The following is a 25,091-nucleotide window of genomic DNA, read 5'->3' as shown; positions in this document are numbered from 1 at the left end:
AAAGGGAGCTTTTTAATTTTTTGATAAAAAAATCCGTCGGTTAACTTTGGAAAGTCGACCAACGGATAATATATTATTAATAAGCATTATTTTTAACTTTTTCAACACGTGTCGTACGCAACATCAACAAGATGAAGTAGGCGATGAGGCCGAACTCAAATGTGATAATTAATGCATGTAATAATGCGATTAAAAGATTCACGTGTGTGAAGATAGATAAAGCACCTGTAATAATTTGCAAGATGATTAATAACAATGCTGCTGTGTAACCGTAACGAATTGTACGGTTGTCGTGATAGTGTTTGATGGCATAATTAAATGCTAGGAAAACACTGATACTTGCAATTAATGCTAATGTTCTGTGTGCAAGCTGTACCCAGTCTTGCTCTGTATGCGGAATTAAATCCGCAAATGGAAGCGGCCAAGAACCATATGCCATAGAAGATTTAGTGTGACGTACTAAAGCACCTGTATAAATTCCGACATAAAGGCAAATTGCCATTGTCCATGTATAAATACGTAATTTACGATCAATATGAACTTTATTCGCTTCGTATTTTTGGTCTACATCGAAAATAAGCAATGTTAAGACAAATACTGAAGAGAAACTAATAAGTGAAATACCAAAATGTAGCGCAAGTACGTAATCATTTTGTTGCCAAAGTACTGCAGCAGCACCAACAAGTGCTTGGATTAATAAGAATCCAACACTGATAATGCATAAAGGTTTCACTTCTTTAATATACCCGATGTTTTTCCAAGCTGTAATTACCAACCATAATACAACGATTAAAGATAATGCAGAAGTTGCTCTGTGACTGAGTTCGATTATAGTATCTATCGGCAAGTTTTGCGGTAAAAGTGCGCCGTGGCATAAAGGCCAAGAAGCCCCGCAACCATTTGCCGAGCCCGTTTTAGTAACCAACGCGCCGCCTAATTGTACCCATGCCATAATAATCGTTGCTAAAATTGATAACCATTTAAGGTTACGTTTTTTAAACAATTTTAAACACCCCACTGATTATTGACATAATTAAAGGCAGGACATAAGTGAAGATGCCCTCGCCTGTGTTGTCATTCAAATAAATTGTAAAGATTTATAAACATTATATCAATAAATAATATAGATTTTAATAGCTGACACTTTGAATTTGTGTCACAAAATTGACGATTTATAATGTCGTTAAAGTGTCACAAATTTGTCTTATTTAATCTAGTCAATAGTTACCTTTTGCTATATCATGGTATTATATGAATATTTTAAGGAGGGGCATTATGGATAAAGGACAAACTTTGTCGCAAACTTCTGGGCGCGTTACCTTCAAAGAATTAAAGGCGATTATTAAAATGGGACTCGTCCAAGGTAACCTGATTCCTGCATTTGCGGGTTCATGGCTTGCAATTGTATTGGCGAATCATTCCTTCCTATCATCTATACCGCAAATTTTGTTGATGCTGATTGGTTCAACACTTATCATGGGAGGCGCATGTGCACTCAATAACTATTATGACCAAGATATTGACCGCATTATGCCTAGTAAACAAGGAAGACCAACGGTAAATGACAGAATTTCAAATAAAAATTTATTGATTTTAAGTTTTGGAATGATGGTTATTGGAGAAATTGCATTATTTATTCTTAATATACCATCAGGCGTAATCGGTTTAATGGGAATTATCGGTTATGTATCGTTTTACTCAATCTGGTCTAAACGACACACAACTTGGAATACTGTGATTGGAGCATTTCCAGGAGCAGTACCGCCAGTGATCGGATGGACAGCAATCGAGGGACAACTAAGCATGACGGCTATTGCCTTATTCTTAGTCATTTTCTGCTGGCAACCGATCCATTTCTATGCATTAGCGATTAAACGCCAAGATGAATATTCAGCAGCGAATATTCCAATGTTACCATCTGTAAAAGGATTTAATCGTACAAGAATCGGTATGTTCGTTTGGTTGATTTTATTATTGCCTTTACCATTCTTATTAAGTGATTTAGGTCCTGTATTTATTGGATTGGCAACACTTTTAAACTTAGGTTGGATTTATTTAGGACTTACAAGTTATAAAAAGAAATCTGATCATATGAAATGGGCAACGCTAATGTTTGTTTATTCACTAAATTATTTAGTGCTATTTTTCGCATTAGTTGTTATAATTTCTTTAATCAATATGATTTAAATAAATTTGAGATAGGATGAGATTAATGAGCCTACCTATATTACCGACTATCAGCACAAGTTGTATCCAAATCTGTGCCGTTTTGGTAGCAATTGGCTGGTATTTGATTAGAAAAGGTAAAATCGAAGCGCATAAAAAAGTAATGTTGACTGCTGCATTCTTTGCACTGACATTCTTTATTATTTATGCAAGCCGAACTTTCTTTATCGGCAACACTGCTTTTGGTGGACCGGACTGGTTGAAAGGACCGTATACGTTCTTCTTAGTTTTCCATATTATTTTGTCTACTGTTGGCGGTTTGCTTGGTTTGACTCAAATCATTACAGCTTTTAAAGACAAATTCAACATTCATAGAAAAATGGGGCCTATTGCAGCGATTGTATGGTTCTGTACTGCTTTCACTGGTATTATCGTATACATTTTATTATATGTTATGTACCCGGGTGGAGAAACAACTTCATTATTTAAAGCTACATTTGGTTTTTAATAGCAGGATAATCGACTGATGACACGATGTTATTAGTCGTTTTTCTTTTATTCAAAAATAAAAGACATTCCTTGCGGGTTGTTTATATAAACATGTACAATAATAATACTTAATATTGAGGTGGGCGGAGAATGAGGAATTTACTTATTAAAGTTATCGGTGTGCTATTGCTTATAACTTTTCTTATTTATTTATTTTATTCACCTCGGCTGAAATTTGATGTTTTGGAAAATCCAAATAAGAAAGCGCCGACGAAAATAGAGCAAACTCAAAAAAATAATAATCAAACCGAAAATCCTAAGCCTAAAACAGGTATAGGAACTTGGATTAATAATGATATTAGTATGTTAACGAAAAAATTTGGACAGGCTGACCGTGTTTATGAATACCACGATAATTTTAAAAATTATGTTTTTAGAGAGAATAATCAATATTATATTGTAACTGCTAAACATAATAAAATTAAATCTGTTTATGCTACAGGCAGCAAAGCTGAAATCTCACCTGTTAAAATTAATGAAAATACATCACATATTTTTGAAAATACCAGTATTAACCCTGAGCCTCGGATTAAGGCAGATGGTAAGGACTATGATTTAGAGCTTTCTGATGAAGATATGAAGACACAGATGCTTATCAAATATGGAGACGAATACGCGCAAGTCTACATAGACCAGCAAAATAATAAAGTCGTGGGTGTTCGATTCTTAGATGCTGAAGCACTAGTTTTATTTAACCCTTACCAAATGACGAAAGTGTCTAATGGAAAAACTGTAGAAAATGATCACAAAGAAGAGCCGTACGAACAAAATGTAAACCAATTGATGACATTGTATGAGGTTACAAATCAAGTTAGAAATCTAAAAGGACTCAAGCCATTTAAAGTTAATAATGATTTAGGTCATATTGCCTCTGTGAACTTGTATGAAAGTACGAATAATAAAAGTGTTGAATTTACTGAAGGTGCTTTAAAACAGCAACTTGATGAAAGAGGTATCGACTTTAAATCTGTCGGTCAAAACGTTGGTTATGATTTCAATGATGTACCGACATTATTACACAGTTGGTTAAACTCTGATACTCACCGTTCTCGCTTATTGAACACTCAATATACCGAAATGGGCGGAGATGTTATGGATGGTTATTATACATTGATATTTATTGATGAATAAGAAATAGAAGGGTGACTTGAATGATAAATACTGAAGTTATTGATGTGTTAGACCAAGTAGATAAAGTAAGTGATATGATTTTGAATTCAGACATTTATCAGGCATATACAAAAGCACGTTCAGTAATGAATGATGATCCTGAGGCTGCTGCACGTTATAATGAATTCATGAAAAATAAAATTAAATATGATGAAGTCATGCGTTTCGGGAAATATCATCCAGATTATCAACAAGTGACAAGAGCAACGCGTAAATCTAAACGTGATTACGAGATGGTTCCAACAGTTATGGCTTATAAACAAATGGAAGTAGAATTGCAGAACTTAGTAGATGAAGTTATCACGATTATAGCTACTTCAATTTCAGACCATGTAAAAGTTGAAGTAGGTAATCCATTCTTCAGAACAGATATGCATGGTTGCAGTACTGGCGGCACTTGCCAATGTAAAATTCATGCTTAATAATATCAACATCCAAGTTGAAAGATAGTATCTTTTAATTTGGGTGTTTTTTAATATTTAAGAGAAATAAAAAGCAAGTCCCAAATTGAGACTTGCTGGATAACCTATTATTTTTGAACTTGATTTTGACGATATTGGAATGCCAAATCAGGACGATCTGTAACAACTGTATGAACACCTTTATTAAAGAGATCGCTCATTAAATCAATACTGTTAACGCCATAATAACCAGGGACGATGTTGCGTGAATTCAACCAGCTAATTAAGCGCTGTGATGTTAATGGTATATTATGATAAGTTGTAGGCATTTGGAAAGTATTGGCTTGAACTTCGAACATATTGCCTAGACCAGTAAAGAATTTAGTAAGGCCTACTGTTACTTCCTCTTCACTAGCACCAATTGCTACTGTGCCTAAACTGATTTCATTGAAACGACGTATTTGTTCTTGATAAAAGCTAGTTACTAGCACACGATTTTGAGCATTATGACTTACAATTGATTCATAAATTAATTCTGGAGCAATTTGTCCTTCCATAGAATCAGGGTGGTCTTTTAAGTCAACGTTAATTAACATTTCTGGATAAGTTTCTAATAATTCATCAAATGTCATTACTTTTGCATCTGGATGATTGCGATAAGGTGTATCATTATTGATATCTTTAAAATGATATCCTGCATCTAAACGTTGGATTTCATCTAAACGATGTTCGCTGACTTTGCCTGAACCGTTAGTGGTGCGATCGACTTCAGCATCGTGAAAAACAATTAATTGCTCATCGCGTGTAACGCGCACGTCAGTTTCAAAACCATCAACTTCATAGTCTTGTGCTGTATCAAATGCAAGTTTAGTTAATTCAGGACGTAATGCCATCCCGCCACGGTGTGCGAAGATATAATGTTTTTTGTGCGTGAAAAATGGTGGAATAGGATGTGATTCTGGACGACCTTTGAATTTTGAATATAAGATAAGACCGCTGAAAATACCGGCAGCTCCTGCTGCGCTGTTTCTGAGTAATCTACTTATTTTTACCATATATAATCCTCCTACTGAGTTTGAATTTAATAGCAAAAGTGAAATGATTCCAACACGTTTACGTTGGCTTGTTGGTTATTTCCAATTTAGTCAACTCGTGATACTATAGATTAAAGTAATGGAGTGATGATAATGACAGAAATCATACCTAGAACAAGTTTGATTATCTATCTTAAACATATGAAACATGAACGTCATATACGAAAATATGGTCATATTATTTACAGTAATCGTCAACGTAAATATGTCATCATGTATATTAATGAAAATGATGCTGATCGTATTGTAAACCGGCTCATGAAATTAAAATATGTGCGCCAAATTGATGGCTCACCTTATAAATATTTAAAGAAAACGTATGAAAAAGAAAAATACGAAATCAATTAATATTTGTTGTGTTATATCCTGAATTATAGCCTTTCTTGCTTTTGTTTAAACCTTATTGCAAAGGTGGAATCCAGCGATAAAGTCGTAAGACACCAATTAAGTAATTGAAATAAAGTTCCAAATCATGGAAGTCATCTGTAGATTTAACGTCTAATTCATTGAGTGTTAAGTCGTATTGATTCGCCCAAGTGCGAATCATTTCAGATTTTTTGTTGTCTTCTGGATGTGGATTTTTGAAGGCGTTCACCATAATATACATAGCTTGGAAATAATTGCCTTCTGTCGGGTTCATAATAATAGCCGCAGAACTGAGCCTTTTTTGTGAATCGGGACTGTTAAAGAATACAATGCGATTGATTCTTTTGTGGTTATATTCGATAAGTGTTTTGAATTCGAATAAGTCGGTGAGTCCTTCACCTAAAACGATAAATGATTGTTTCAACTGAGAAACCTCCTTGTTACCCAAATTATATTATAGAATGAGTTAGGAAGTGAAGTATAAGATGAGAGTCATTGCTGGCAAGCATAAAAGTAAAGCTTTAGAGAGTTTAGAAGGCAGAAACACACGTCCGACAATGGATAAAGTCAAAGAAGGTATTTTCAATAGTCTGCATGAAGTATCAGGTATCGGCTTGGACTTGTTTGCGGGAAGCGGCGGTTTAGGTATAGAAGCACTTTCTCGCGGTATGGATGAAATGATTTTCGTAGATCAAAATTTTAAAGCTGTTAAAATCATAAAAAATAATTTGAAAAATTTAGATTTAACGAAGCAATCTGAAGTATACAAAAATAATGCGGATCGTGCATTAAAAGCATTAGCTAAACGTGAGATTCAATTTGACATTATCTTTTTAGATCCTCCCTATCAAAAAGGGTTGATAGATGATGCATTAGCTAAAATTGAGGAGTTTAACTTATTGAAGAAAAGTGGTATCATCGTTTGTGAGTTTAACCATAAAGAAAATATTGATACACAATCATTTGAGGTTATTAAGCGTTATCATTATGGGTTAACAGATACTATGCTATTAGAAAAAGGAGAACGTGATGACTGAATCTAAAGCAGTAATACCAGGGAGTTTTGATCCGATTACATACGGACACGTGGATATTATCGAAAGAGTCGCACAGCGTTTTGATGAAATTCATATTTGTGTTTTAAAAAACAGTAATAAGGAAGGGACGTTTACTGTTGAAGAACGTATGGCTTTAATTGAAGCCTCTGTTGCAGATATCCCAAATGTTGAAGTTCATCAATTTAATGGGTTATTAGTTGATTTTTGCGATGAAGTGGGCGCAAAAACAATTATTAGAGGCTTGCGTGCGGTCAGTGACTTTGAATATGAGTTACGCTTAACTTCTATGAATAAAAAGTTGAATAGTGACGTCGAAACACTATATATGATGACAAGCACGAATTATTCATTTATCAGTTCAAGTGTGGTCAAAGAAGTTGCGCAATACAAAGCTGATATTTCAGAGTTTGTACCTGAACCTGTGGAAAAAGCTTTAAAAGAAAAGTTTGGTAAATAAAATAAAACTCGTTTCAAAGCAATCGCAGTGGGTTGCTTTGAAACGAGTTTTTTAATACGAGAAAAAAGTATAAAAGTTTTTAGTATTATTCTATTTAATTACTGATTTAATTCAGAAAATGTTTTCTAAACATGTTTATACGGCTTTTGTAATTTCATTTATTCAATTTTTGATATGCACCAATTGCTACTGCTAAATCAAAATAAGCAGCACCTACACATTTAAATACGGTAATTGCATCTTCGCTTTTGCGTTTTTGATTATTAATAGACAGTGTTTTTAATTCGTCATCAATTTCTTCAAATGTAAAAGTTCCATTTTCATTGGCTTCAATTAATTCACCAGATTCTTCTTTGACACCATCTAAGTCGTCGACTACTACCCAATCTGCTTTAGGAAAAATTTTGTAATCAATTTCTTTCATAGAAGGTTGATAAGATCCGATGCCATTGATATGTGTACCAGGTTGAACATCTTCTGCATTAAATACCGGTTCATTAGAAGGGGTTTGGCAATTAATGATGTCTGATTTTTTAACTAAATCACTGACGTCACCAGTCACTATTACTTCTAAATCTGGATACTTTTTTAAAATACGTTGTTTAAAAGATTCAGCTTTTTCTGTTGTACGGTTATAAAGTAAAACTTTATCTATAGGTCGAACTTCCATATTGCCCAAAAATTGTTCAAAAGCCATACCGCCTGTACCGATCATACCTAAAATACGAGCGTCTGGGTTGCTCATATATTTAGTAGCAATGCCACTTAAAGCGCCAGTACGTAATCTTGTTAAATAACTCCCATCTATAATCGCTTCATGTTCGCCATTTTCAAGATTAGTGATGACAATTTGAGCTTGTGTAGTCGGCTTCCCTGACTTAGGATTTTCAGGAGTGATTGAAGTAATCTTGACTGTGCCGAGTTGTTGTTTTAAATCAACACAAGGCATATACAGCATTGCTTTGGCTCCTTCGCCTGTAGGTATTACCGTTCGTGGTGCTTGATTGATATCTTCTAAATGTGAAAATGCTTTTTCAATATCTCTTATCGCATCTGACATTTTATAATTATCCTCAACTAGTGTTTCTGAAAATACTTGCATCGTTGGTTAGACCTCCTTATCAATGTTCATTATTCTTTACCCTAATAACAGGTGTATTGAAATCCGTTTGTGTTTGACCAGAGATTAAGTTATAAATTTCAGTAGCTTGAATTTCAGATTGAAAGTAAGCAGCGGTTGTTTTGTTTACATTAGTTATATAACGACGATCTGGAAAATCCTTTTTCAATTGTTTCAAGTAACGTTGTCCTGTTTCATTCATGCCCAAAATGCGAACGGCATTAAGCTTATTCGGCTTATCTTGTTGTTTGAAATTTAATAAAACATTCATTAGCATGCGTTGAATTCGGGTAAAAGTATAACGCTTGGTTTTGAGTTGGATCATTAACTGTTCAATGCTATTAGATTCACTGATACTTGATTTCAAACGGTGTTCAAAGCCTTCACTTATTGTATGAATGTCTCGTAAATCATCTGATGAAGTACTCAATATTTTATATTTTAAATATGGAAAAAGTTGATTCATAGTTAAATGCGGTTTTGTATAAAGCTCTTGAATGGAATTAGGTACAACGTGCTGCCACATCTTATCATCTGTATTAAGTGCATGTCTGATTGCTGTGCCGCTTGCGAATTGATTGTCACTGATTGCTTGATTATGATGTTCTGTTTTATGTCTTTGTATGGAAAAAGGTTGAATTGCGGGTGCTGATTTTAAAATAGCCTGCACGTAAGACAGTCCTAAAATATTATTTGGTGTTTGCAGGAGGGGAGGTTCTCCTAATAGTTCACTGATAATTCTTGGATAACTTTTGCCTTCTCGCAGCTTTATTTGAAATTCTGGGTGTTCTTCGATATGGTTGATTTGTAAGGCAAGTTCTTCGAATGCTTGTATACTGCCTGATTCACTTCCGAATACTAGTGCATCAGCATTCATGTAATCAGCAACTTTGACACCGACTTCTGCAAAATATTCGCCGGCTGATAAGGCTGCATATGCTGGCAGTTCGACAACTAAGTCACAAGTTGAAAGTGCCATTTGTGTGCGTAAAAATTTGTTGTAAACAGCAGGTTCTCCGCGCATAACAAATTGGCCGCTCATAATTGCTATCGTCACATCTGCATCTGCGATTTGACGGGCTTGTTGTGCATGATAAACATGTCCGTTATGGAAAGGGTTGTATTCAGTAATTAATGCAGCGCATTTCATTTGCAATCTATCCTTTCAGAATTCATTATAATTATTGTATCAAAAAGTCAAGATGTTAAGAAAAAATCTTGACAACTTTACGCTAGAAAGTTAAAATAAATTTTGTGCTTGTTAGAGGTGAAGCCATATGAAATGGTCAATAACGCAATTAAGAAAATATCAAGGTAAGCCTTTTGAATTTGATCAAACTGTAAATTTTAATCATTTAATTGATAAATTAGGACTCATTGATTTGTCCGATATCCGAGTTAAGGGTGAGCTTGATGTCAAATCAAATGAAGTTGTTGCAGACATGCATATCACTGGTGAATATACGATGGAAGATGCTCGTACACTAGAACCGGTCAAAGTACCGATTGACGTTGAAACAACTGAAATTTTTGATTTAGAAGGTCATGAATACAGTGACGATGAAGATGATGAAAATGAAAATTATCATCTCGCGTTAAGCGGAATGATTGATTTACGTGATATTGCAGAAGAGCTTGTCATCATAGAAAAGCCTATCCGAGCAGTGGCTGACGACAGCAGTTTCGATGATATGCTGCAAGAAGGCCAAGGTTGGGAAGTTATTGACGAAGACCAATTAGAACAAAATGAACAAGCAGATGAAGGTTCTAAGAAAGTCGATCCAAGGCTTCAAAAATTACAACAATTTTATGATGAAAAGCAATAGAATTTGATGTACAATAGAGAGTATTGTAATCATTATTTTCCAAACAGTAACAAAGATTTTGTGTTTGAATTTTAAGGAGGATTAAATCATGGCAGTTCCAAAAAGAAGAACATCTAAAACTAGAAAAAATAAACGTCGTACGCACATCAAATTAGCAGTGCCTGGTATGACTGAATGCCCTAACTGCGGTGAATACAAATTATCTCACCGTGTATGTAAAAACTGTGGTTCTTACAATGGCGAAGAAGTCGTTTCAAAATAATTAATTTTTAAAGACCAATTGCTTAAATGCGCAATAGGTCTTTTTTTATGCTCACATTTGGCTCGTTCATATATTAGACTGGCAAATTAAAGATATACTTCTCAGTCTTTCTTTTCGCTGTTTCAATAATCATGATAAAATATAGAAAAAGTAGTAAATGAGGGAACATAGCTATGGAGCAAATTACATCTGCACAAAATGCGAAGATTAAGCAAGCAAATAAATTAAAAAAGAAAAAAGAACGCGATAAAACCGGCCTGATTTTAGTAGAAGGTACACATCTTATTGATGAAGCTGTTAAAAGCAGTTTAACTATTAAACAATTATTTGTCGTAGAACCTGAGCGGTTTGAAGTTGAATTGATTGAAGCTGCTGAAGAACAGTATCAAATCAATTTCAAAGTAGCAGAAGCATTATCTGGAACAGTGACACCGCAAGGTATTTTTGCGATTATCGAAAAACCAGATGTTTCAAAACAAGTAGAAGTTGCTAAACAAGTTCTCTTGCTTGATCGCATTCAGGATCCTGGCAATTTAGGTACACTTATCAGAACAGCAGACGCAGCAGCATTAGATTTAATTGTAATGTCCCCAGGTTCAGCAGATCCTTTTCAAGACAAAGTGCTGAGAGCGAGCCAAGGCAGCGTGTTCCACTTACCGATTATTTCACATGATATTAAGGAATTTGTGCAGGAATTTGATGGTCCAGTATACGGCACAGCATTGGATAATGCGATTAATTTCAATGAAGTGGAATCTCAAGAGAAATTCAGCTTGCTGTTAGGTAATGAAGGTCAAGGTGTTGATCCAGAATTGCTTGAATATACAACGCAACGTTTGACAATCCCGATGTATGGCAAAGCTGAGAGTTTAAATGTCGCAATAGCAGGCAGTATTTTAATTTATAAATTAAAAGGTTGACCGGTAATTTTTGATTACTTATAATGAAGTATGATTACAAATGCATATTTGCTGATAAAAAGACGTAAACTATAAAAATGCGTTGAACAGGGAGAATAACCGTGACTGTAAGTTATTCCAACGTTGTATAGTTTTTTTCACCTTTTTGGCAACTTAAAGAGATTTAAGTCGGTTAAAGACCGTTATAAATTATATAAACAAGTGTATGCGTATGCATAAATTTGGGTGGTACCACGGAAGACTTCGTCCCATATATTTAGGGTGAAGTCTTTTTTTATTGTAAAAATTTCCGCTTGAGACCGCAATATCATTAGGAGGGCTAACATGATCCAAACTGAAGAAATGAATCAGTTAAAAGCAGACGCACTTGCGGATATTTCGCAAGCAGCGGATGAAAAAGCATTACAAGATGTGAAAGTGAAGTATTTAGGAAAAAAAGGTTCTGTATCAGGACTTATGAAACAAATGAAAGATTTATCAAATGAAGAAAAACCAAAATTCGGTCAAGCTGTCAATGAAGTAAGACAAGCAATTGAGAGTGCAATCTCTGACCGTAAAAGTGTATTAGAACAAGATCGTTTGAATAAACAACTTGAAGAAGAAACAATTGATGTTACACTGCCAAGTCGTTCTATCAAACTAGGTGCAACACACCCTTTAACACGTACAATTCAAGAAATTGAAGATTTATTCTTAGGTTTAGGTTTTGAAATCGTAAATGGATATGAAGTAGAACAAGATTACTATAACTTTGAAGCTTTGAACTTGCCGAAATCACACCCAGCACGTGATATGCAAGATACGTTCTATATCACAGAAGAAACATTATTACGTACACATACTTCTCCAGTACAAGCGAGAACTTTAGAAAAACGTAATGGACAAGGCCCTGTTAAAATTATTTGTCCTGGTAAAGTGTATCGTCGTGATTCTGATGATGCGACACATAGTCATCAATTTACTCAAATTGAAGGACTTGTTGTAGCAGAAAATATTAAAATGAGTGATTTAAAAGGGACTTTAGAATTAGTCGCTAAAAAACTCTTTGGTGAAGAGCGTGAAATACGTTTGCGTCCTAGTTATTTCCCATTTACAGAACCATCAGTTGAAGTTGATGTATCTTGTTTCAAATGTGGCGGCAAAGGTTGCAACGTATGTAAGCAAACAGGTTGGATAGAAATTTTAGGTGCAGGTATGGTTCACCCGAATGTACTTGAAATGGCAGGTTTCGATTCTTCTAAATATACTGGATTTGCATTTGGTATGGGACCTGACCGTATCGCAATGTTGAAATACGGAATAGAAGATATTCGTTATTTCTATACAAATGACGTTCGTTTCTTAGACCAATTCAAAGCTGTTGAAGATAGAGGTGAAGCATAATGTTAGTATCAAAAGAATGGTTAGAATCTTTAGTTGCAGTCAATGAACCCGTTAGCGATTTAGCAGAACGAATTACACGTACTGGTATCGAAGTTGACGATATCATTGATTACAGTGCAGAAATCAAAAAATTAGTTGTCGGTTATGTTGAAAGCAAAACGCAACATCCGAATGCAGATAAATTAAATATTTGTAAAGTAGATATCGGTGAAGAAGAACCTGTACAGATTGTGTGCGGTGCGCCGAATGTAGACGCAGGACAATACGTTATTGTAGCTACAGTTGGTGGTCGTTTGCCAGGTGGTATAAAAATCAAACGTGCGAAATTACGTGGTGAACGTTCTGAAGGTATGATTTGTTCATTACAAGAAATCGGACTTTCAAGCAATGTTGTACCTAAAGCATTTGAAGATGGTATTTATAATTTCCCAACTGAAGTGAAACCAGGTACAAATGCATTAGATGCATTATATTTGAATGACCAAGTAATGGAATTTGATTTAACACCAAACCGTGCAGATGCATTAAGTATGGTAGGTACAGCTTATGAAACTTCAGCGTTATATGGTGCGCCTTTAACATTACCAAAAACACAACCAGATACAATAAACACTTCTGCTGAAGAAGAACTATCTGTTAAAGTAGATAATCCAGAAAAAGTACCTTATTATAGCGCACGTGTTGTTAAGAATGTGAAAATTGCGCCATCACCTGAGTGGATGCAATCACGTTTAATGAAAGCAGGCATCCGTCCAATTAATAATGTAGTAGATATTTCAAACTATGTGTTATTAGAATACGGTCAACCACTTCATATGTTCGACCAAGATCATATCGGGTCAAAAGAAATTGTAGTTCGCCAAGCTGAAGCGGGCGAAAAAATGACAACACTTGATGATACAGAACGTGAACTAAAAGATTCTGATATTGTTATTACAAATGGTAAAGAACCAATCGCACTTGGCGGAGTGATGGGCGGAGACTTCTCTGAAGTGACAGAGCAAACGCAAAATGTTGTTGTTGAGGGCGCAATTTTTGATCCAGTTAGTATTCGTCATACATCACGCAGATTAAACTTACGCAGTGAATCATCAAGCCGCTTTGAAAAAGGTATTGCCACAGAATTTGTAGATCAAGCAGTAGATCGTGCTTGTTACCTATTAGAACATTATGCAAGCGGTGAAGTACTAGAAAATCGTGTGGCAGCAGGTGATTTAGGTGAATTTATTACACCTATTCAAATTACTGTAGATAAAATCAATGGGACAATCGGTTCTGAAATGACTGTTGAAGATATCATCAAATCATTTGAACAACTCGGTTTTAAAACTGAAAACAATGATGGCAATTTAACAGTACATGTTCCTTCTCGTCGTAAAGACATTAAAATTAAAGAAGATTTAATTGAAGAAGTTGCGCGTATCTACGGATATGATGAAATTCCATCAACTTTACCAGTATTTGAAGACGTAACAAGTGGTCATTTGACAGACCGTCAATCGAAAACACGTATTGTGAAACGTACGATTGAAGGCGCGGGTTTAAGTGAAGCAATTACGTATTCATTAATTTCAAAAGATCGTGCAAAAGAATTCTCAGTTAGCGACCGTCCGAATATCGAACTATTGATGCCGATGAGTGAAGCACATGCAGTACTGCGCCAAAGTTTATTGCCACACCTTATTGATGCGGCAGCTTATAATGTAGCGCGCAAAAATGATAATGTGTTCTTATATGAAATCGGTCGTGTTTTCTTTGCTAATGGTGAAGGAGAATTACCGGATGAAGTAGAATATTTAAGTGGTATTATGACAGGCGAATATAGCGGAAATACTTGGCAAGGTAAAAAAGAAAATGTTGATTTCTATCTTGCAAAAGGTATCATCGACGCAATTGCTGAGAAATTAGATATCACATTTGAATATGAAGCAACTAAGATGGATGGTTTACATCCAGGACGCACAGCAAATGTATTATTAAATGGAGATATCATCGGTTTCATTGGAGAATTGCATCCGCAACTTGCTGAACAAAATGACTTGAAACAACGTACGTATGTATTTGAGTTGAACTACGATAAAATCATGAATGTTTCTGTAGGTTATATTAATTATGAAGCAATTCCTAAATACCCAGGTGTAACAAGAGATATTGCATTAGAAGTAGATAAAGATATGACTGCTGCAGAATTGATTCATACAATCAAAGCACATGGTCATGATATTTTACAAGATGCACAAGTATTTGATGTCTATGAAGGTGAACATATGGAAGCTGGTAAAAAATCAGTTGCGATACGTATTGCTTACTTAGATAGAGAAAATACATTGACGGATGAACGTGTAACAGCCGTTCATGATGAAATTGTTGAAGCATTAACAGCACAAGGCGCTGTAATTAGATAATATAAATATAAAACCGTTCCCTGAAATTGAGTGTCAAAACAATCAATAAGGGAACGGTTTTTTCTGTTAATTAGTGCTTTTTATCATATAATGCTAAAGCTTTTTCACGATTTTTAAAATGTGCTTTTGAGATAGAATCTAATTTTGAAGTGCTATATTTCTCAATGATTTTTGCAGCAAATAAATCAACTTTATTACTGGCACCTTTAGGTACAGTTGTATGCAATTCACGACCGATTTGGTCCATATGCTTTACAAAAGCATAACGTGAAATAATGCTTGCAGCAGCAATTGCGATTGACTTAGATTCACCTTTAGTTTCGAAGTGTGTTTTATCAGGATAAGGCATTTGAGATAATGCATAATTTTGATAAACACCGCGTACAGCAAACTGATCAATTACAATATAATCTAGAGGTTCATGACTTTTTGTAATCTTATCAACTACATTTTGAATGGCTTGGTTATGCAAAACAGCTTTCATTTTGACTTGTGACCATCCTTTTCGTTGTTGTTCATTATACTTGTCATTTTTCATTGTCAGTAATGAATGGGGGATAAAAGTAATGATTTGTTCAGCTATTTCTACAATTTTAGCATCGGTTAATTTTTTAGAATCATCCACACCGAGCGTTTTTAAAATTTCAGCGTTTTTCTTTGAAACATATGCAGCACAGACTGTTAAAGGACCGAAATAATCGCCACTTCCAGCCTCATCACTGCCGATACAGTTGGCTTTGTTGAAAGGGTATGTTTGATTGGATGATTTTGTATTTTTTTGTGAAGATGATTTTCCAGAAACAGCAGCTTCTTTTTCACCTAATAATTGTTGAGATATTTTTTCGGCTTGATTGCCTTGAAACATCACTTTACCAGAATTGTAAATATTGATAGTTGTACCTTGGTGTTTTGTACGTGCACGCATACCAGGTGGTAAATTTTCTGTTGAGAAATTAGTTTTATTCATTAATTGTTGAATCTCTGATTCTGTTAACTTATATACGGCGTTTGCCATGTCTAAACTCCTTGCTTTTAAAAAATAATTTAAATCTATTTTACTATATTGAAACTCTAAAACAAATTGACTTATTTTACATTTAGTTTAAGTTATGTTGTAAAAAGACAGTCACTACTTACATATTAAATATGACTCGTGTATAATGGTTCGTGATGAAGAGCAGAAACATTTCTTGTGTAAGAAGTCAAATTTTAAGTGAAGAAATAATCTGCTAACAAGGATAAAAAGTTGACAATAAGATGATTGGGCTTATTGTCATAAGTAAATATTCATAATTTACGCGAGATAGGAGTTATCATATGGGTGAATTTAAAAATAGAATCAATGTAACGATTAATAATAAAAATTATACAATTGTCGGTGAAGATAATCCTGAACATATTCGTTATGTCGCACATTTAGTGGATGAAAAAATACAAGAATTAGGACGTAAAAGTGCAGGGTTAGATACAACACGCAAAGCAGTGCTGACTGCTGTAAATATTATGCATGAAAAAGTAATTTTAGAAGAAGAAAATCGCCGTTTAACACATGAATTGAATCGTTTAAAAAATCAAGACCATTAGGTTCTGCCTATGATATTGAATTTTCTTATATTTTGTGTGTTTATAATCATTGCAGCAATGGGGTTTCGCAGAGGAATATGGCTGAGTACTTTGCATTTTATAACAACCATTGCGTCATTTATAATGGCTGCACAATTTTATCAATCCATTGCTGAAAGGTTAGAATTATTTTTACCATTTCCAAAAACGCAAGCAGCTTTAACGAAATACTATATCGAATATAATCATACACATCTGCGATTTGAAGCTATTGTGGCATTTATTTCAATCTTTATACTTAGTAAGTTTATTTTATATCTTATTTTAACCGTGTTTGATAAAATGACGTATATCAATCGCCTCACATTACAAAGCAGAAGCGCGGGTGTAGTTTTAAGTTTTTTAAGTTCAATTATTGTCTTATTACCTGTATTATATATGTGCAGTTTGTATCCGAGCGAATGGATACAAAATCAATTTACACATTCTATCATTGCACAATTAATTTTGTTTCATACCCCGTATTTATCATCTTTGGTGATGGCACTATAATTTCATTTTTAAAAGAAGAAACTATGAAGAGGCGACGCTTTTCGCACATCAAAAATTTTGATAGCCGAACTGCTTTATGTCTCTCTTTTTATTGGAGGGGAAAAAATGAGTCAAAAGATAACGAAAAAAGATGTTGTTCGTTTATTAGAAAAAATTGCAACTTATATGGAACTTAAAGGAGAAAATGCATTTAAAGTTTCTGCATACCGCAAAGCAGCACAAAGTTTAGAAACGGATGAGCGTACTTTGGATGAAATTGATGACGTTACCGAATTAAAAGGTATTGGCAAAGGTGTCGGTGAAGTTATTAATGAGTATCTATCAACAGGCCAATCAGAAACTTTAGAAGCATTAGAAAAAGAAGTGCCTGAAGGTTTAGTACCATTGTTGAAAATCCAGGGATTAGGAAGTAAAAAAATTGCAAAATTATATAAAGAATTAGGTATTACAAATAAAGAAGCATTGCAAAAAGCCTGTGAAAACAATGAAGTCAGTGCATTGAGCGGTTTCGGCAAAAAAACAGAAGAGAATATTCTAGCTGGAGTAAAAGCCTTAAGTGAACGAAAAACACATTTTCCAATTAACTTGCTTATTAAATTGAATAATGAAATTGAAGAATATTTAACAACCATTGAAGGCATTGATAAATTTCATGTGGCAGGAAGTTTTCGCCGCGTTAAAGAAATGAGTAAAGATTTAGATTATATCATTAGTTCAACGCAACCTGAAAACGTACAAAAAGCATTGCTAGAAATACCGCATAAAGTAAAAGAGGTTGCGGTAGGTTTAACGAAAGTATCAGTGGAAGTAGAGTTCGATGATGAAGTGATTGAAATTGACTTCAGAATTATTGAACCAGCAGCGTATTATCATACTTTACAGCATTTTACAGGTTCAAAAGATCATAATATCCGTATTCGTCAATTAGCAAAAGAACGCGATGAAAAAGTGAGCGAATACGGTATTGAACAAGCAGATGGTACATTATTGCAATTTGATAGTGAAGCAGAAATATATGAACACTTCAACAAATCATGGATTGCACCGCCAATGCGTGTTGATGGTTCGGAGTTTGATCGGGATTTATCTGATATTGTGACATTGGATGATATTAAAGGTGATATCCATATGCATACAACAATGAGTGATGGTGCTTTCAGTTTGCAAGAAATGGTAGAAGCCAATATTGCAAAAGGCTATGAATATATGGTTATCACAGACCATTCACGCAGCTTGAGAGTCGCACATGGTTTAGATGTTGATCGTTTATTACGTCAAAATGAAGAGATTAAAAAGCTGAATGAAAGATATAATGAAATTGATATTTATTCAGGAACTGAAATGGACATTTTGCCAGATGGTACGATGGACTATCCGGATGAAGTCTTAGCACAATTGGATTACGTCATTGCTTCTATCCATCAAAGCTTTGGACAAACAGAAGAAGAAATCATGCATCGTTTAGCATCAGCATGCCGTAACCCTTTTGTCCGCCATATTGCACATCCAACTGGACGTATTATTGGACGTCGAGATGGATATAAGGTTAATATTCAGCAATTATTTGATTTGGCGCGCGAAACGGGTACAATCTTAGAAATTAATGCAAACCCGCAACGTCTTGATTTAAGCGCTGAAGTGTTAAGACCAGTACATGATATTATGATAACTATTAATACAGATGCACATCATATTGAAAACTTAGAATTGATGAAATATGGTGTCGCAACAGCACAAAAAGCATTTATTAATAAAGAACGTGTTTTAAATACGATGAGTCGAAAAGATTTTAAATCGTTTATTGAAAATAATAAAAAATTACAGAAATAGGGGAATGAAATGAGACAGAAAACATTAGATGTGCTTGATTTTGAAAAAATCAAAGCACAAGTTGAAAATGAAGCAGTCAGTGATTTAGGAAGATCTAAAGCTGCTGCGATGACTCCTGCATCTGATTATGATACTGTCGTTTTTCAAATGAATGAGACAGATGAACTTTCCCAAATTTATAATAAGCATCGTTTACCAAGCTTGAGCGGTTTAACAGAAGTTAAACAATTAATTCATCGTGCTAAAATCGGCAGTATTTTAAATGTTAGAGAATTAAACCAAATTAAGCGTTTAATTCAAGTACAAAATCAATATAAGACTTTTTACAGTCAATTATTAGAAGAAGAGGAAGCTATTAATTATCCTATATTGGATGAAAGAATGGCTCAGCTGCCGATTTTAACAGATTTATATCAAGAAATTCACCAAAAATGTGATGCTTATGATTTATTTGATGATGCAAGTTATGAATTGCAAAGTATCAGAAGCCGTATTCACAGTACATCACAACGTATTAAACAAAATTTAGATAGAGTCGTTAAAAGCCAGTCTAATCAGAAAAAATTATCGGATGCGATTATAACAGTTAGAAATGACCGACATGTTATCCCAGTTAAAGCAGAATACCGTCAAGATTTTAATGGGATTGTACATGACCAATCTTCTTCAGGCCAAACGCTTTATATTGAACCTTCAGCAGTAGTAGAAATGAATAATAAAATCAGTCGTTTGCGTAATGATGAGAAGGTAGAAGTTGAACGTATTTTAAGTGCGCTATCTGCCGATGTTGCTGAAGAAGCGGATGCTTGTTTGATTGCAGAATCTGTAATGGGGCAAATTGATTTTTTAACTGCGAAAGCACGTTATGGTCAATCTATTAAAGGTACAAAGCCTGAATTTACACAAGAACGCAATGTGTATTTGCCTAAAGCATTCCATCCATTATTAGAACGTGCCACTGTGGTAGCTAATACGATTGAGTTTGCTGAAGATATTCAAACTGTCATTATTACAGGTCCGAACACTGGTGGTAAGACAGTTACATTAAAAACGCTAGGTCTTATTATTGTAATGGCACAATCTGGATTGCTGATTCCGGCATTAGACGGCAGTAAGTTAAGTGTCTTTGATAATGTCTATTGCGATATAGGTGATGAGCAATCTATTGAGCAATCTTTATCAACTTTCTCTTCACATATGAAAAATATTGTGGAAATTTTGAAACGTGCCGATCACAATAGCTTGATTCTTTTTGATGAATTAGGTGCAGGCACTGACCCTAGTGAAGGGGCAGCACTTGCTATGAGTATCTTGGACCATGTTCAAAAATTAGGTTCTTTAGTTATGGCAACGACGCATTATCCAGAATTAAAAGCATATAGTTATAACCGCGATGGTGTTATGAATGCGAGTGTCGAATTTGATGTCAATACACTCAGTCCGACATATAAATTGTTGATGGGTGTCCCGGGTCGTTCTAATGCATTTGAGATTTCCAGCAAATTAGGACTCAGCGGCAATATTATTCGTGAAGCCAAATCCTTAATCGGTCAAGATGAACAAGAAATTAATAATATGATTGCGTCTTTAGAGACAAATGCTAAAAAAGTAGAAGATCAACGCATCGAATTAGATCAACTCTTAAGAGAAGCAAAACAAGTCCATGGTGATTTGAATAAAAAATATGAACAATATCAAAATTATGAGAAACAACTCATGGATGATGCGAAGCTCAAAGCTAATCAACGTGTAAAAGCTGCTACTAAAGAAGCGGACGATATTATTAAAGACTTACGTCAAATGCGCGATGAAAAAAATGCTGAAGTCAAAGAGCATGAATTAATTGAGAAACGTAAACACCTTGATGAACAATATGAAGGTACAGATATTAAGCAGAATGTTAAAAAGCAAAAATGGGATGAAATCAAAGCTGGCAATGAAGTTAAAGTGTTAACTTATGGTCAAAAAGGCGAAGTGCTTGAAATATTGGATGATGATGAAGCGGTCGTTCAAATGGGCATTATTAAAATGAAATTACCTATTGCCGATTTAGAAAAGAAAAAGAAAACGCAAGAAAAACCGTCCAAAACAATTTCTCGTACAAACCGTTCGGCAGTAAAAATGGAATTGGATTTAAGAGGCTATCGATATGAAGAAGCCATTTCAGCACTTGATCAATATCTCGACCAAGCGATGCTCAGCAACTACGAAAACGTTTATATTATTCATGGAAAGGGAACAGGTGCATTACAAAAGGCAGTTCAGCAACACTTGAAAAAGCATAAAAATGTAGCTTCTTTCCGAACAGGTACGCCAAGCGAAGGCGGATTCGGCGTAACAGTTGCTGAATTGAAGTAACTTTAAAAAATATGAAATTAAAGCAAGTATGATTACAACAAAATTATACACATTCTTCATGAGCAAAGCCGGTGCATTTTCAAAATGTATCTGATATACTTTGTTCATCATTAAATTCCTAAGGAGGAACGATATTTATGGCATTAGTTAAAGTAACTGACTCAAACTTTGATGAAAAAGTTCAAGACGGTGTTAAATTAGTAGATTTCTGGGCAACTTGGTGCGGACCTTGTAAAATGATTGCTCCAGTATTAGAAGAATTAGCACAAGACTTTGAAGGTAAAGCAGATGTTTTAAAATTAGACGTTGACGAAAATCCTAACACTGCTGCTAAATTCGAAGTTATGAGTATTCCAACTCTAATCGTATTCAAAGATGGACAACCAGTAGATAAAGTTGTTGGTTTCCAACCGAAAGAAAACTTAGCAGAAGTTTTAAACAAACACCTATAAGTTGCATTGAATAATGTCTTGTTTCGGCGTTTAAAGTTGAAACTTTCAAGAATATCGTCGATATGAAATAGGTTAGTAAAGAAGGCTGGATTCACTTTTAAGGTGGTCCAGTTTTTTTGTGCTTTGAAAAATGTTGAAAGCAAGCACGCAACTAGGTAACCAATATAGACAGATGCTATAATGACACTCGAATCAGTTGATATAGTTGTATAACTACAATCTTTAAAGAAAGGAGGAAAAAAATGGAGGCTTATAAAGAAAAAATTAAAGAAAAGTTGTCAGTAGTACCCTTTGAACCAGGTTGTTATTTAATGAAAGACCGAAATAATCAAGTGATTTATGTAGGGAAAGCAAAACGTCTGCGCAACCGTCTGCGTTCATACTTTACCGGTGCACACGATGCGAAAACTACACGGTTAGTTGGAGAAATCCGTAATTTTGAGTTTATTGTTACTGATAGCGAAACTGAATCTTTATTACTTGAGTTAAATCTCATTAAGCAATATCAACCTCGTTATAATATTCTACTGAAAGATGATAAAAGCTATCCGTTTATTAAAATTACTAAAGAAAAATATCCAAGATTATTGGTAACAAGAACTGTCAAAAAAGGTTCCGGCAAATATTTTGGTCCATATCCGAATGCATATGCAGCTGTTGAGACGAAAAAACTGCTGGATCGGATTTATCCTTTCCGTAAATGTGATAAGATGCCGAATAAGTTGTGCTTGTATTATCATATCGGTCAATGTTTAGGCCCCTGTGTATACGATGTAGATCAAAAAGAATATGATGAAATGACTCAAGAGGTAAGCGACTTCTTAAATGGTGAAGATAAAACAATTATTAAAAATTTAGAATCACGTATGCAAGCAGCAAGTGAAAAACTAGATTTTGAACAAGCAAAAGAATATCGTGATTTAATCCAAAATATCCATAACCTAACTAAAAAACAAAATATCATGTCTGCAGATAATACTGCACGGGATGTTTTTGGATATTATATTTCAAAAGGTTGGATGTGTGTTCAAGTTTTCTTTGTTCGAAATGGAAATATGATCCAACGTGATACAACCATGATTCCATTACAACAAACACCTGAAGAAGAATTTTATACTTTCATCGGACAATTTTATCGATTAAATCAGCATTTATTGCCTAAAGAAGTTCATGTCCCTAAAAATTTAGACAAAAAAATGATTGAATCTGTTGTAGATACGAAAATTTTACAACCTGTTCGTGGTCAGAAGAAAGATTTAGTTAATATGGCCAATCATAATGCTGAAGTGTCACTTCAAAATAAATTTGAATTGATTGCACGAGATGAATCAAGAACTGTAAAAGCTATCGAAGAATTAGGAGAACAAATGGGTATTCAAACTCCAATTCGTATCGAAGCATTTGATAATTCGAATATTCAAGGTGTAGATGCTGTATCTGCTATGGTTACTTTTGTAGATGGTAAACCAGATAAAAAAGGTTATCGTAAATACAAAATTAAAACAGTAGAAGGACCAGATGATTATAAATCAATGCGAGAAGTAATCCGCAGACGTTATACACGTGTATTAAATGATGGTTTGCCATTGCCTGATTTGATTATTGTCGATGGTGGTAAAGGGCAAATGTCAGTGGCTATTGATGTATTAGAAAATGAACTAGGGTTAGATATTCCTGTTGCAGGATTAAGAAAAAATGATAAGCACCGAACATCTGAGTTGTTATATGGACCAGCTGCAGAAGTAGTGCCGTTGAAAAAGAACAGTCAAGCTTTCTATTTATTGCAACGTATTCAAGATGAAGTCCATCGCTTTGCAATTACCTTCCATCGTCAAACACGACAAAAACATAGCTTTACTTCTGTACTTGATGAAATTGAAGGTATTGGTCCAAAACGTAAAACAACTTTATTGCGTACTTTTGGTTCAATTAAAAAAATGAGAGAAGCAACGTTAGAAGATTTGAAGGAAGCTGGTCTGCCTCAAAAAATAGCGGAAAGTTTGCAAAAGGAATTAAATAAAGAAGGTTAAAATGCGTAAAACTGCGTGTGTACACTTTACACATATGCAGTTTTACGCATTTTTGTTAAAAAAAGTGTAATATTATTTGAATTAAATGCAAAATAGAAAAAAGTGCAATGAGAATAATTCTCATGCCCAAAAACCGTTTGAAAAGTGTTAAAATATTGTTAACGAGGTTTTATATTTTTTTAGGACTGTTTGTAAACGCTTTCTAAATGAAAACAGTTCTCAATTACCTTTACATCAAAGTTTTAAACTTTATAAGTTGTAATCAAGCAAGAGTTCAGATTAGACAGCTGAGATAGGGGTCAAATACATACAACGTATGATGTACTGAGCTTGTGGGTTGCTTACGCACAATACAACTTATTACAACTAACTTTTATTTAGCTGCTTTTAAAATTTTGACTAGGGTAAATTGTGGGACAATTTAGAGCTTTTCCAGATCATTTCCTTTAAATAAAACCAATAAATACTATTTGTTTCACAGGGGGGACTTCCTTTTGGGTTATACTAAGAATCAATTCTACTTGCGACGTATTCACTCGTTACTAGGTGTTATTCCGATCGGAGCATTTTTACTTGTGCATTTGACGGTTAACCATCAAGCAACAAAAGGAGCTGGCGCATTCGATAAAGCATCTCAGTTCATGGAATCATTACCATTCTTGCTAGCACTTGAGATTTTACTTATTTACTTACCAATTTTATACCATGCATTATACGGTGTTCATATTGCTTTCACTGCGAAAGAGAATGTTGGACATTATTCATGGTTCAGAAACTGGATGTTCTTGTTACAACGTATTACAGGTGTTTTAGCATTTATCTTCATCGCTATCCACTTCTATCAAACTAAAATTGAAATGTGGTTAGGTCACAAAACACTTGGTTTCACGATGATGCATGATTTATTAAGCAATCCATTTTGGTTGGTTTTTTATCTAATTCTAACTGTTGCAGTTATTTTCCACTTCGCTAATGGTTTATGGTCATTCGGAGTAACTTGGGGATTCTTACAATCACCAAAATCACAACGTGTTTTCACATGGGTTTCATTAGTTGTATTCATCGTAGTAGCATATATCGGCGTGAGTGCAATCTTAGCATTTGTTTAACAGAACATAGAATCAGCGTA

25 protein-coding genes are annotated in these 25,091 nt (G+C 34.5%); 19 read left to right on the top strand and 6 right to left on the bottom strand.

Features of this window, described 5'->3' with window-relative positions:
* Positions 1-76: 76 nt before the first annotated feature.
* Complete coding sequence (locus tag A4G25_RS04010) at positions 77-1,003, bottom strand: COX15/CtaA family protein (protein WP_047132428.1); 927 nt, start codon at positions 1,001-1,003, stop codon at positions 77-79.
* A gap of 272 nt (positions 1,004-1,275) precedes the next feature.
* On the opposite strand from A4G25_RS04010, the gene cyoE reads away from it, so the two are divergent.
* From cyoE to A4G25_RS03990, 4 genes are all read left to right on the top strand, one after another.
* Positions 1,276-2,187 (top strand): heme o synthase, encoded by a 912-nt coding sequence (gene cyoE, locus A4G25_RS04005; RefSeq protein ID WP_047132429.1) that lies wholly within the window; start codon positions 1,276-1,278, stop codon positions 2,185-2,187.
* A gap of 25 nt (positions 2,188-2,212) precedes the next feature.
* Positions 2,213-2,674 (top strand): DUF420 domain-containing protein, encoded by a 462-nt coding sequence (locus tag A4G25_RS04000; protein WP_015899995.1) that lies wholly within the window; start codon positions 2,213-2,215, stop codon positions 2,672-2,674.
* Positions 2,675-2,805: 131 nt separating this feature from the next.
* Positions 2,806-3,846, top strand: a complete 1,041-nt coding sequence (locus A4G25_RS03995; protein WP_047132430.1) for a CAP domain-containing protein — start codon at positions 2,806-2,808, stop codon at positions 3,844-3,846.
* Between the two features lie 20 nt (positions 3,847-3,866).
* Complete coding sequence (locus tag A4G25_RS03990; protein WP_047132431.1) at positions 3,867-4,307, top strand: YlbF/YmcA family competence regulator; 441 nt, start codon at positions 3,867-3,869, stop codon at positions 4,305-4,307.
* 107 nt (positions 4,308-4,414) lie between these two features.
* Here A4G25_RS03990 and A4G25_RS03985 read toward each other — a convergent pair whose 3' ends face one another.
* Positions 4,415-5,341 carry a lysophosphatidylglycerol phospholipase D gene (locus A4G25_RS03985; protein WP_047132432.1) on the bottom strand — a complete coding sequence of 309 codons (927 nt, stop codon included), beginning with the start codon at positions 5,339-5,341 and terminating at the stop codon, positions 4,415-4,417.
* Positions 5,342-5,473: 132 nt separating this feature from the next.
* Between A4G25_RS03985 and A4G25_RS03980 the strand changes: the two genes are divergently transcribed.
* Positions 5,474-5,728, top strand: coding sequence for a DUF2129 domain-containing protein (locus tag A4G25_RS03980; protein ID WP_015899999.1), 255 nt, complete (start codon positions 5,474-5,476; stop codon positions 5,726-5,728).
* A gap of 52 nt (positions 5,729-5,780) precedes the next feature.
* Here the strand turns inward: A4G25_RS03980 and A4G25_RS03975 are convergent, their stop codons facing one another.
* Positions 5,781-6,170 (bottom strand): DUF7147 family protein, encoded by a 390-nt coding sequence (locus A4G25_RS03975; protein ID WP_047132433.1) that lies wholly within the window; start codon positions 6,168-6,170, stop codon positions 5,781-5,783.
* Positions 6,171-6,231: 61 nt separating this feature from the next.
* Between A4G25_RS03975 and rsmD the strand changes: the two genes are divergently transcribed.
* Together rsmD and coaD are read left to right on the top strand one after the other, a co-directional pair.
* Positions 6,232-6,783, top strand: coding sequence for a 16S rRNA (guanine(966)-N(2))-methyltransferase RsmD (gene rsmD, locus A4G25_RS03970; RefSeq protein WP_015900001.1), 552 nt, complete (start codon positions 6,232-6,234; stop codon positions 6,781-6,783).
* Complete coding sequence (gene coaD, locus A4G25_RS03965) at positions 6,776-7,261, top strand: pantetheine-phosphate adenylyltransferase (protein ID WP_046100552.1); 486 nt, start codon at positions 6,776-6,778, stop codon at positions 7,259-7,261. Before rsmD ends, coaD begins: the two co-directional genes overlap by 8 nt.
* Before the next feature lie 154 nt (positions 7,262-7,415).
* Here the strand turns inward: coaD and A4G25_RS03960 are convergent, their stop codons facing one another.
* Positions 7,416-8,363 carry an ornithine cyclodeaminase family protein gene (locus tag A4G25_RS03960; RefSeq protein WP_047132434.1) on the bottom strand — a complete coding sequence of 316 codons (948 nt, stop codon included), beginning with the start codon at positions 8,361-8,363 and terminating at the stop codon, positions 7,416-7,418.
* 19 nt (positions 8,364-8,382) lie between these two features.
* Entirely contained in the window at positions 8,383-9,531 is a 1,149-nt protein-coding gene (locus tag A4G25_RS03955; RefSeq protein ID WP_047132435.1) for a nucleotidyltransferase, read from the bottom strand.
* Between the two features lie 127 nt (positions 9,532-9,658).
* Here A4G25_RS03955 and A4G25_RS03950 point away from each other — a divergent pair, with 127 nt between their 5' ends.
* The 5 genes from A4G25_RS03950 to pheT all read left to right on the top strand — a co-directional run bounded on the left by A4G25_RS03950 (position 9,659) and on the right by pheT (position 15,177).
* On the top strand, positions 9,659-10,207 hold the full coding sequence (locus tag A4G25_RS03950; RefSeq protein ID WP_047132436.1) for a YceD family protein: 549 nt from the start codon (positions 9,659-9,661) through the stop codon (positions 10,205-10,207).
* A gap of 88 nt (positions 10,208-10,295) precedes the next feature.
* Entirely contained in the window at positions 10,296-10,469 is a 174-nt protein-coding gene (gene rpmF, locus A4G25_RS03945) for a 50S ribosomal protein L32 (RefSeq protein ID WP_046100555.1), read from the top strand.
* A gap of 173 nt (positions 10,470-10,642) precedes the next feature.
* Entirely contained in the window at positions 10,643-11,389 is a 747-nt protein-coding gene (locus A4G25_RS03940; RefSeq protein WP_047132437.1) for a TrmH family RNA methyltransferase, read from the top strand.
* Between the two features lie 324 nt (positions 11,390-11,713).
* The gene (gene pheS / locus A4G25_RS03935) at positions 11,714-12,772 is read left to right on the top strand and encodes a phenylalanine--tRNA ligase subunit alpha (RefSeq protein WP_047132438.1); all 1,059 of its coding nucleotides are present in this window, start codon (positions 11,714-11,716) and stop codon (positions 12,770-12,772) included.
* Positions 12,772-15,177: a phenylalanine--tRNA ligase subunit beta gene (gene pheT, locus A4G25_RS03930; RefSeq protein WP_047132439.1), complete on the top strand. Its 2,406-nt coding sequence runs from the start codon at positions 12,772-12,774 to the stop codon at positions 15,175-15,177. Before pheS ends, pheT begins: the two co-directional genes overlap by 1 nt.
* A 70-nt stretch (positions 15,178-15,247) precedes the next feature.
* On the opposite strand, the gene rnhC is transcribed toward pheT, so the two are convergent.
* Positions 15,248-16,192 (bottom strand): ribonuclease HIII, encoded by a 945-nt coding sequence (gene rnhC / locus A4G25_RS03925; RefSeq protein ID WP_047132440.1) that lies wholly within the window; start codon positions 16,190-16,192, stop codon positions 15,248-15,250.
* 302 nt (positions 16,193-16,494) lie between these two features.
* Between rnhC and zapA the strand changes: the two genes are divergently transcribed.
* From zapA to A4G25_RS03890, 7 genes are all read left to right on the top strand, one after another.
* Positions 16,495-16,761, top strand: a complete 267-nt coding sequence (gene zapA / locus A4G25_RS03920; protein WP_015900011.1) for a cell division protein ZapA — start codon at positions 16,495-16,497, stop codon at positions 16,759-16,761.
* A gap of 9 nt (positions 16,762-16,770) precedes the next feature.
* A complete protein-coding gene (locus A4G25_RS03915) occupies positions 16,771-17,292 on the top strand; it encodes a CvpA family protein (protein WP_047132441.1) in 522 nt (173 codons plus the stop codon).
* A 117-nt stretch (positions 17,293-17,409) separates the two neighbouring features.
* Positions 17,410-19,122 carry a DNA polymerase/3'-5' exonuclease PolX gene (gene polX / locus A4G25_RS03910; RefSeq protein ID WP_047132462.1) on the top strand — a complete coding sequence of 571 codons (1,713 nt, stop codon included), beginning with the start codon at positions 17,410-17,412 and terminating at the stop codon, positions 19,120-19,122.
* Between the two features lie 9 nt (positions 19,123-19,131).
* Positions 19,132-21,480, top strand: a complete 2,349-nt coding sequence (locus A4G25_RS03905) for an endonuclease MutS2 (RefSeq protein WP_047132442.1) — start codon at positions 19,132-19,134, stop codon at positions 21,478-21,480.
* A 137-nt stretch (positions 21,481-21,617) separates the two neighbouring features.
* Positions 21,618-21,932, top strand: a complete 315-nt coding sequence (gene trxA, locus A4G25_RS03900; RefSeq protein ID WP_047132443.1) for a thioredoxin — start codon at positions 21,618-21,620, stop codon at positions 21,930-21,932.
* 242 nt (positions 21,933-22,174) lie between these two features.
* A complete protein-coding gene (uvrC, locus tag A4G25_RS03895) occupies positions 22,175-23,962 on the top strand; it encodes an excinuclease ABC subunit UvrC (protein ID WP_047132444.1) in 1,788 nt (595 codons plus the stop codon).
* Positions 23,963-24,456: 494 nt separating this feature from the next.
* Positions 24,457-25,071 (top strand): succinate dehydrogenase cytochrome b558 subunit, encoded by a 615-nt coding sequence (locus tag A4G25_RS03890; protein WP_047132445.1) that lies wholly within the window; start codon positions 24,457-24,459, stop codon positions 25,069-25,071.
* Positions 25,072-25,091 lie beyond the last annotated feature (20 nt).

The organism is Staphylococcus condimenti (genome assembly GCF_001618885.1).
Lineage (GTDB): Bacteria > Bacillota > Bacilli > Staphylococcales > Staphylococcaceae > Staphylococcus > Staphylococcus condimenti.
The sequence above is the reverse complement of the archived record's forward strand: the minus strand, read 5'-3'. Positions and strand labels throughout refer to the sequence as shown.

What these genes read in the sequence shown, in the direction of transcription:
- cyoE (WP_047132429.1), top strand. Translation starts at nt 1,276, where the DNA reads ATGGATAAAGGACAAACTTTGTCGCAAACTTCTGGGCGCGTTACCTTC.
- A4G25_RS04000 (WP_015899995.1), top strand. Translation starts at nt 2,213, where the DNA reads ATGAGCCTACCTATATTACCGACTATCAGCACAAGTTGTATCCAAATC.
- A4G25_RS03995 (WP_047132430.1), top strand. Translation starts at nt 2,806, where the DNA reads ATGAGGAATTTACTTATTAAAGTTATCGGTGTGCTATTGCTTATAACT.
- A4G25_RS03990 (WP_047132431.1), top strand. Translation starts at nt 3,867, where the DNA reads ATGATAAATACTGAAGTTATTGATGTGTTAGACCAAGTAGATAAAGTA.
- A4G25_RS03985 (WP_047132432.1), bottom strand. Translation starts at nt 5,341, where the DNA reads ATGGTAAAAATAAGTAGATTACTCAGAAACAGCGCAGCAGGAGCTGCC.
- A4G25_RS03980 (WP_015899999.1), top strand. Translation starts at nt 5,474, where the DNA reads ATGACAGAAATCATACCTAGAACAAGTTTGATTATCTATCTTAAACAT.
- rsmD (WP_015900001.1), top strand. Translation starts at nt 6,232, where the DNA reads ATGAGAGTCATTGCTGGCAAGCATAAAAGTAAAGCTTTAGAGAGTTTA.
- coaD (WP_046100552.1), top strand. Translation starts at nt 6,776, where the DNA reads ATGACTGAATCTAAAGCAGTAATACCAGGGAGTTTTGATCCGATTACA.
- A4G25_RS03960 (WP_047132434.1), bottom strand. Translation starts at nt 8,363, where the DNA reads ATGCAAGTATTTTCAGAAACACTAGTTGAGGATAATTATAAAATGTCA.
- A4G25_RS03955 (WP_047132435.1), bottom strand. Translation starts at nt 9,531, where the DNA reads ATGAAATGCGCTGCATTAATTACTGAATACAACCCTTTCCATAACGGA.
- A4G25_RS03950 (WP_047132436.1), top strand. Translation starts at nt 9,659, where the DNA reads ATGAAATGGTCAATAACGCAATTAAGAAAATATCAAGGTAAGCCTTTT.
- rpmF (WP_046100555.1), top strand. Translation starts at nt 10,296, where the DNA reads ATGGCAGTTCCAAAAAGAAGAACATCTAAAACTAGAAAAAATAAACGT.
- A4G25_RS03940 (WP_047132437.1), top strand. Translation starts at nt 10,643, where the DNA reads ATGGAGCAAATTACATCTGCACAAAATGCGAAGATTAAGCAAGCAAAT.
- pheS (WP_047132438.1), top strand. Translation starts at nt 11,714, where the DNA reads ATGATCCAAACTGAAGAAATGAATCAGTTAAAAGCAGACGCACTTGCG.
- pheT (WP_047132439.1), top strand. Translation starts at nt 12,772, where the DNA reads ATGTTAGTATCAAAAGAATGGTTAGAATCTTTAGTTGCAGTCAATGAA.
- rnhC (WP_047132440.1), bottom strand. Translation starts at nt 16,192, where the DNA reads ATGGCAAACGCCGTATATAAGTTAACAGAATCAGAGATTCAACAATTA.
- zapA (WP_015900011.1), top strand. Translation starts at nt 16,495, where the DNA reads ATGGGTGAATTTAAAAATAGAATCAATGTAACGATTAATAATAAAAAT.
- A4G25_RS03915 (WP_047132441.1), top strand. Translation starts at nt 16,771, where the DNA reads ATGATATTGAATTTTCTTATATTTTGTGTGTTTATAATCATTGCAGCA.
- A4G25_RS03905 (WP_047132442.1), top strand. Translation starts at nt 19,132, where the DNA reads ATGAGACAGAAAACATTAGATGTGCTTGATTTTGAAAAAATCAAAGCA.
- trxA (WP_047132443.1), top strand. Translation starts at nt 21,618, where the DNA reads ATGGCATTAGTTAAAGTAACTGACTCAAACTTTGATGAAAAAGTTCAA.
- uvrC (WP_047132444.1), top strand. Translation starts at nt 22,175, where the DNA reads ATGGAGGCTTATAAAGAAAAAATTAAAGAAAAGTTGTCAGTAGTACCC.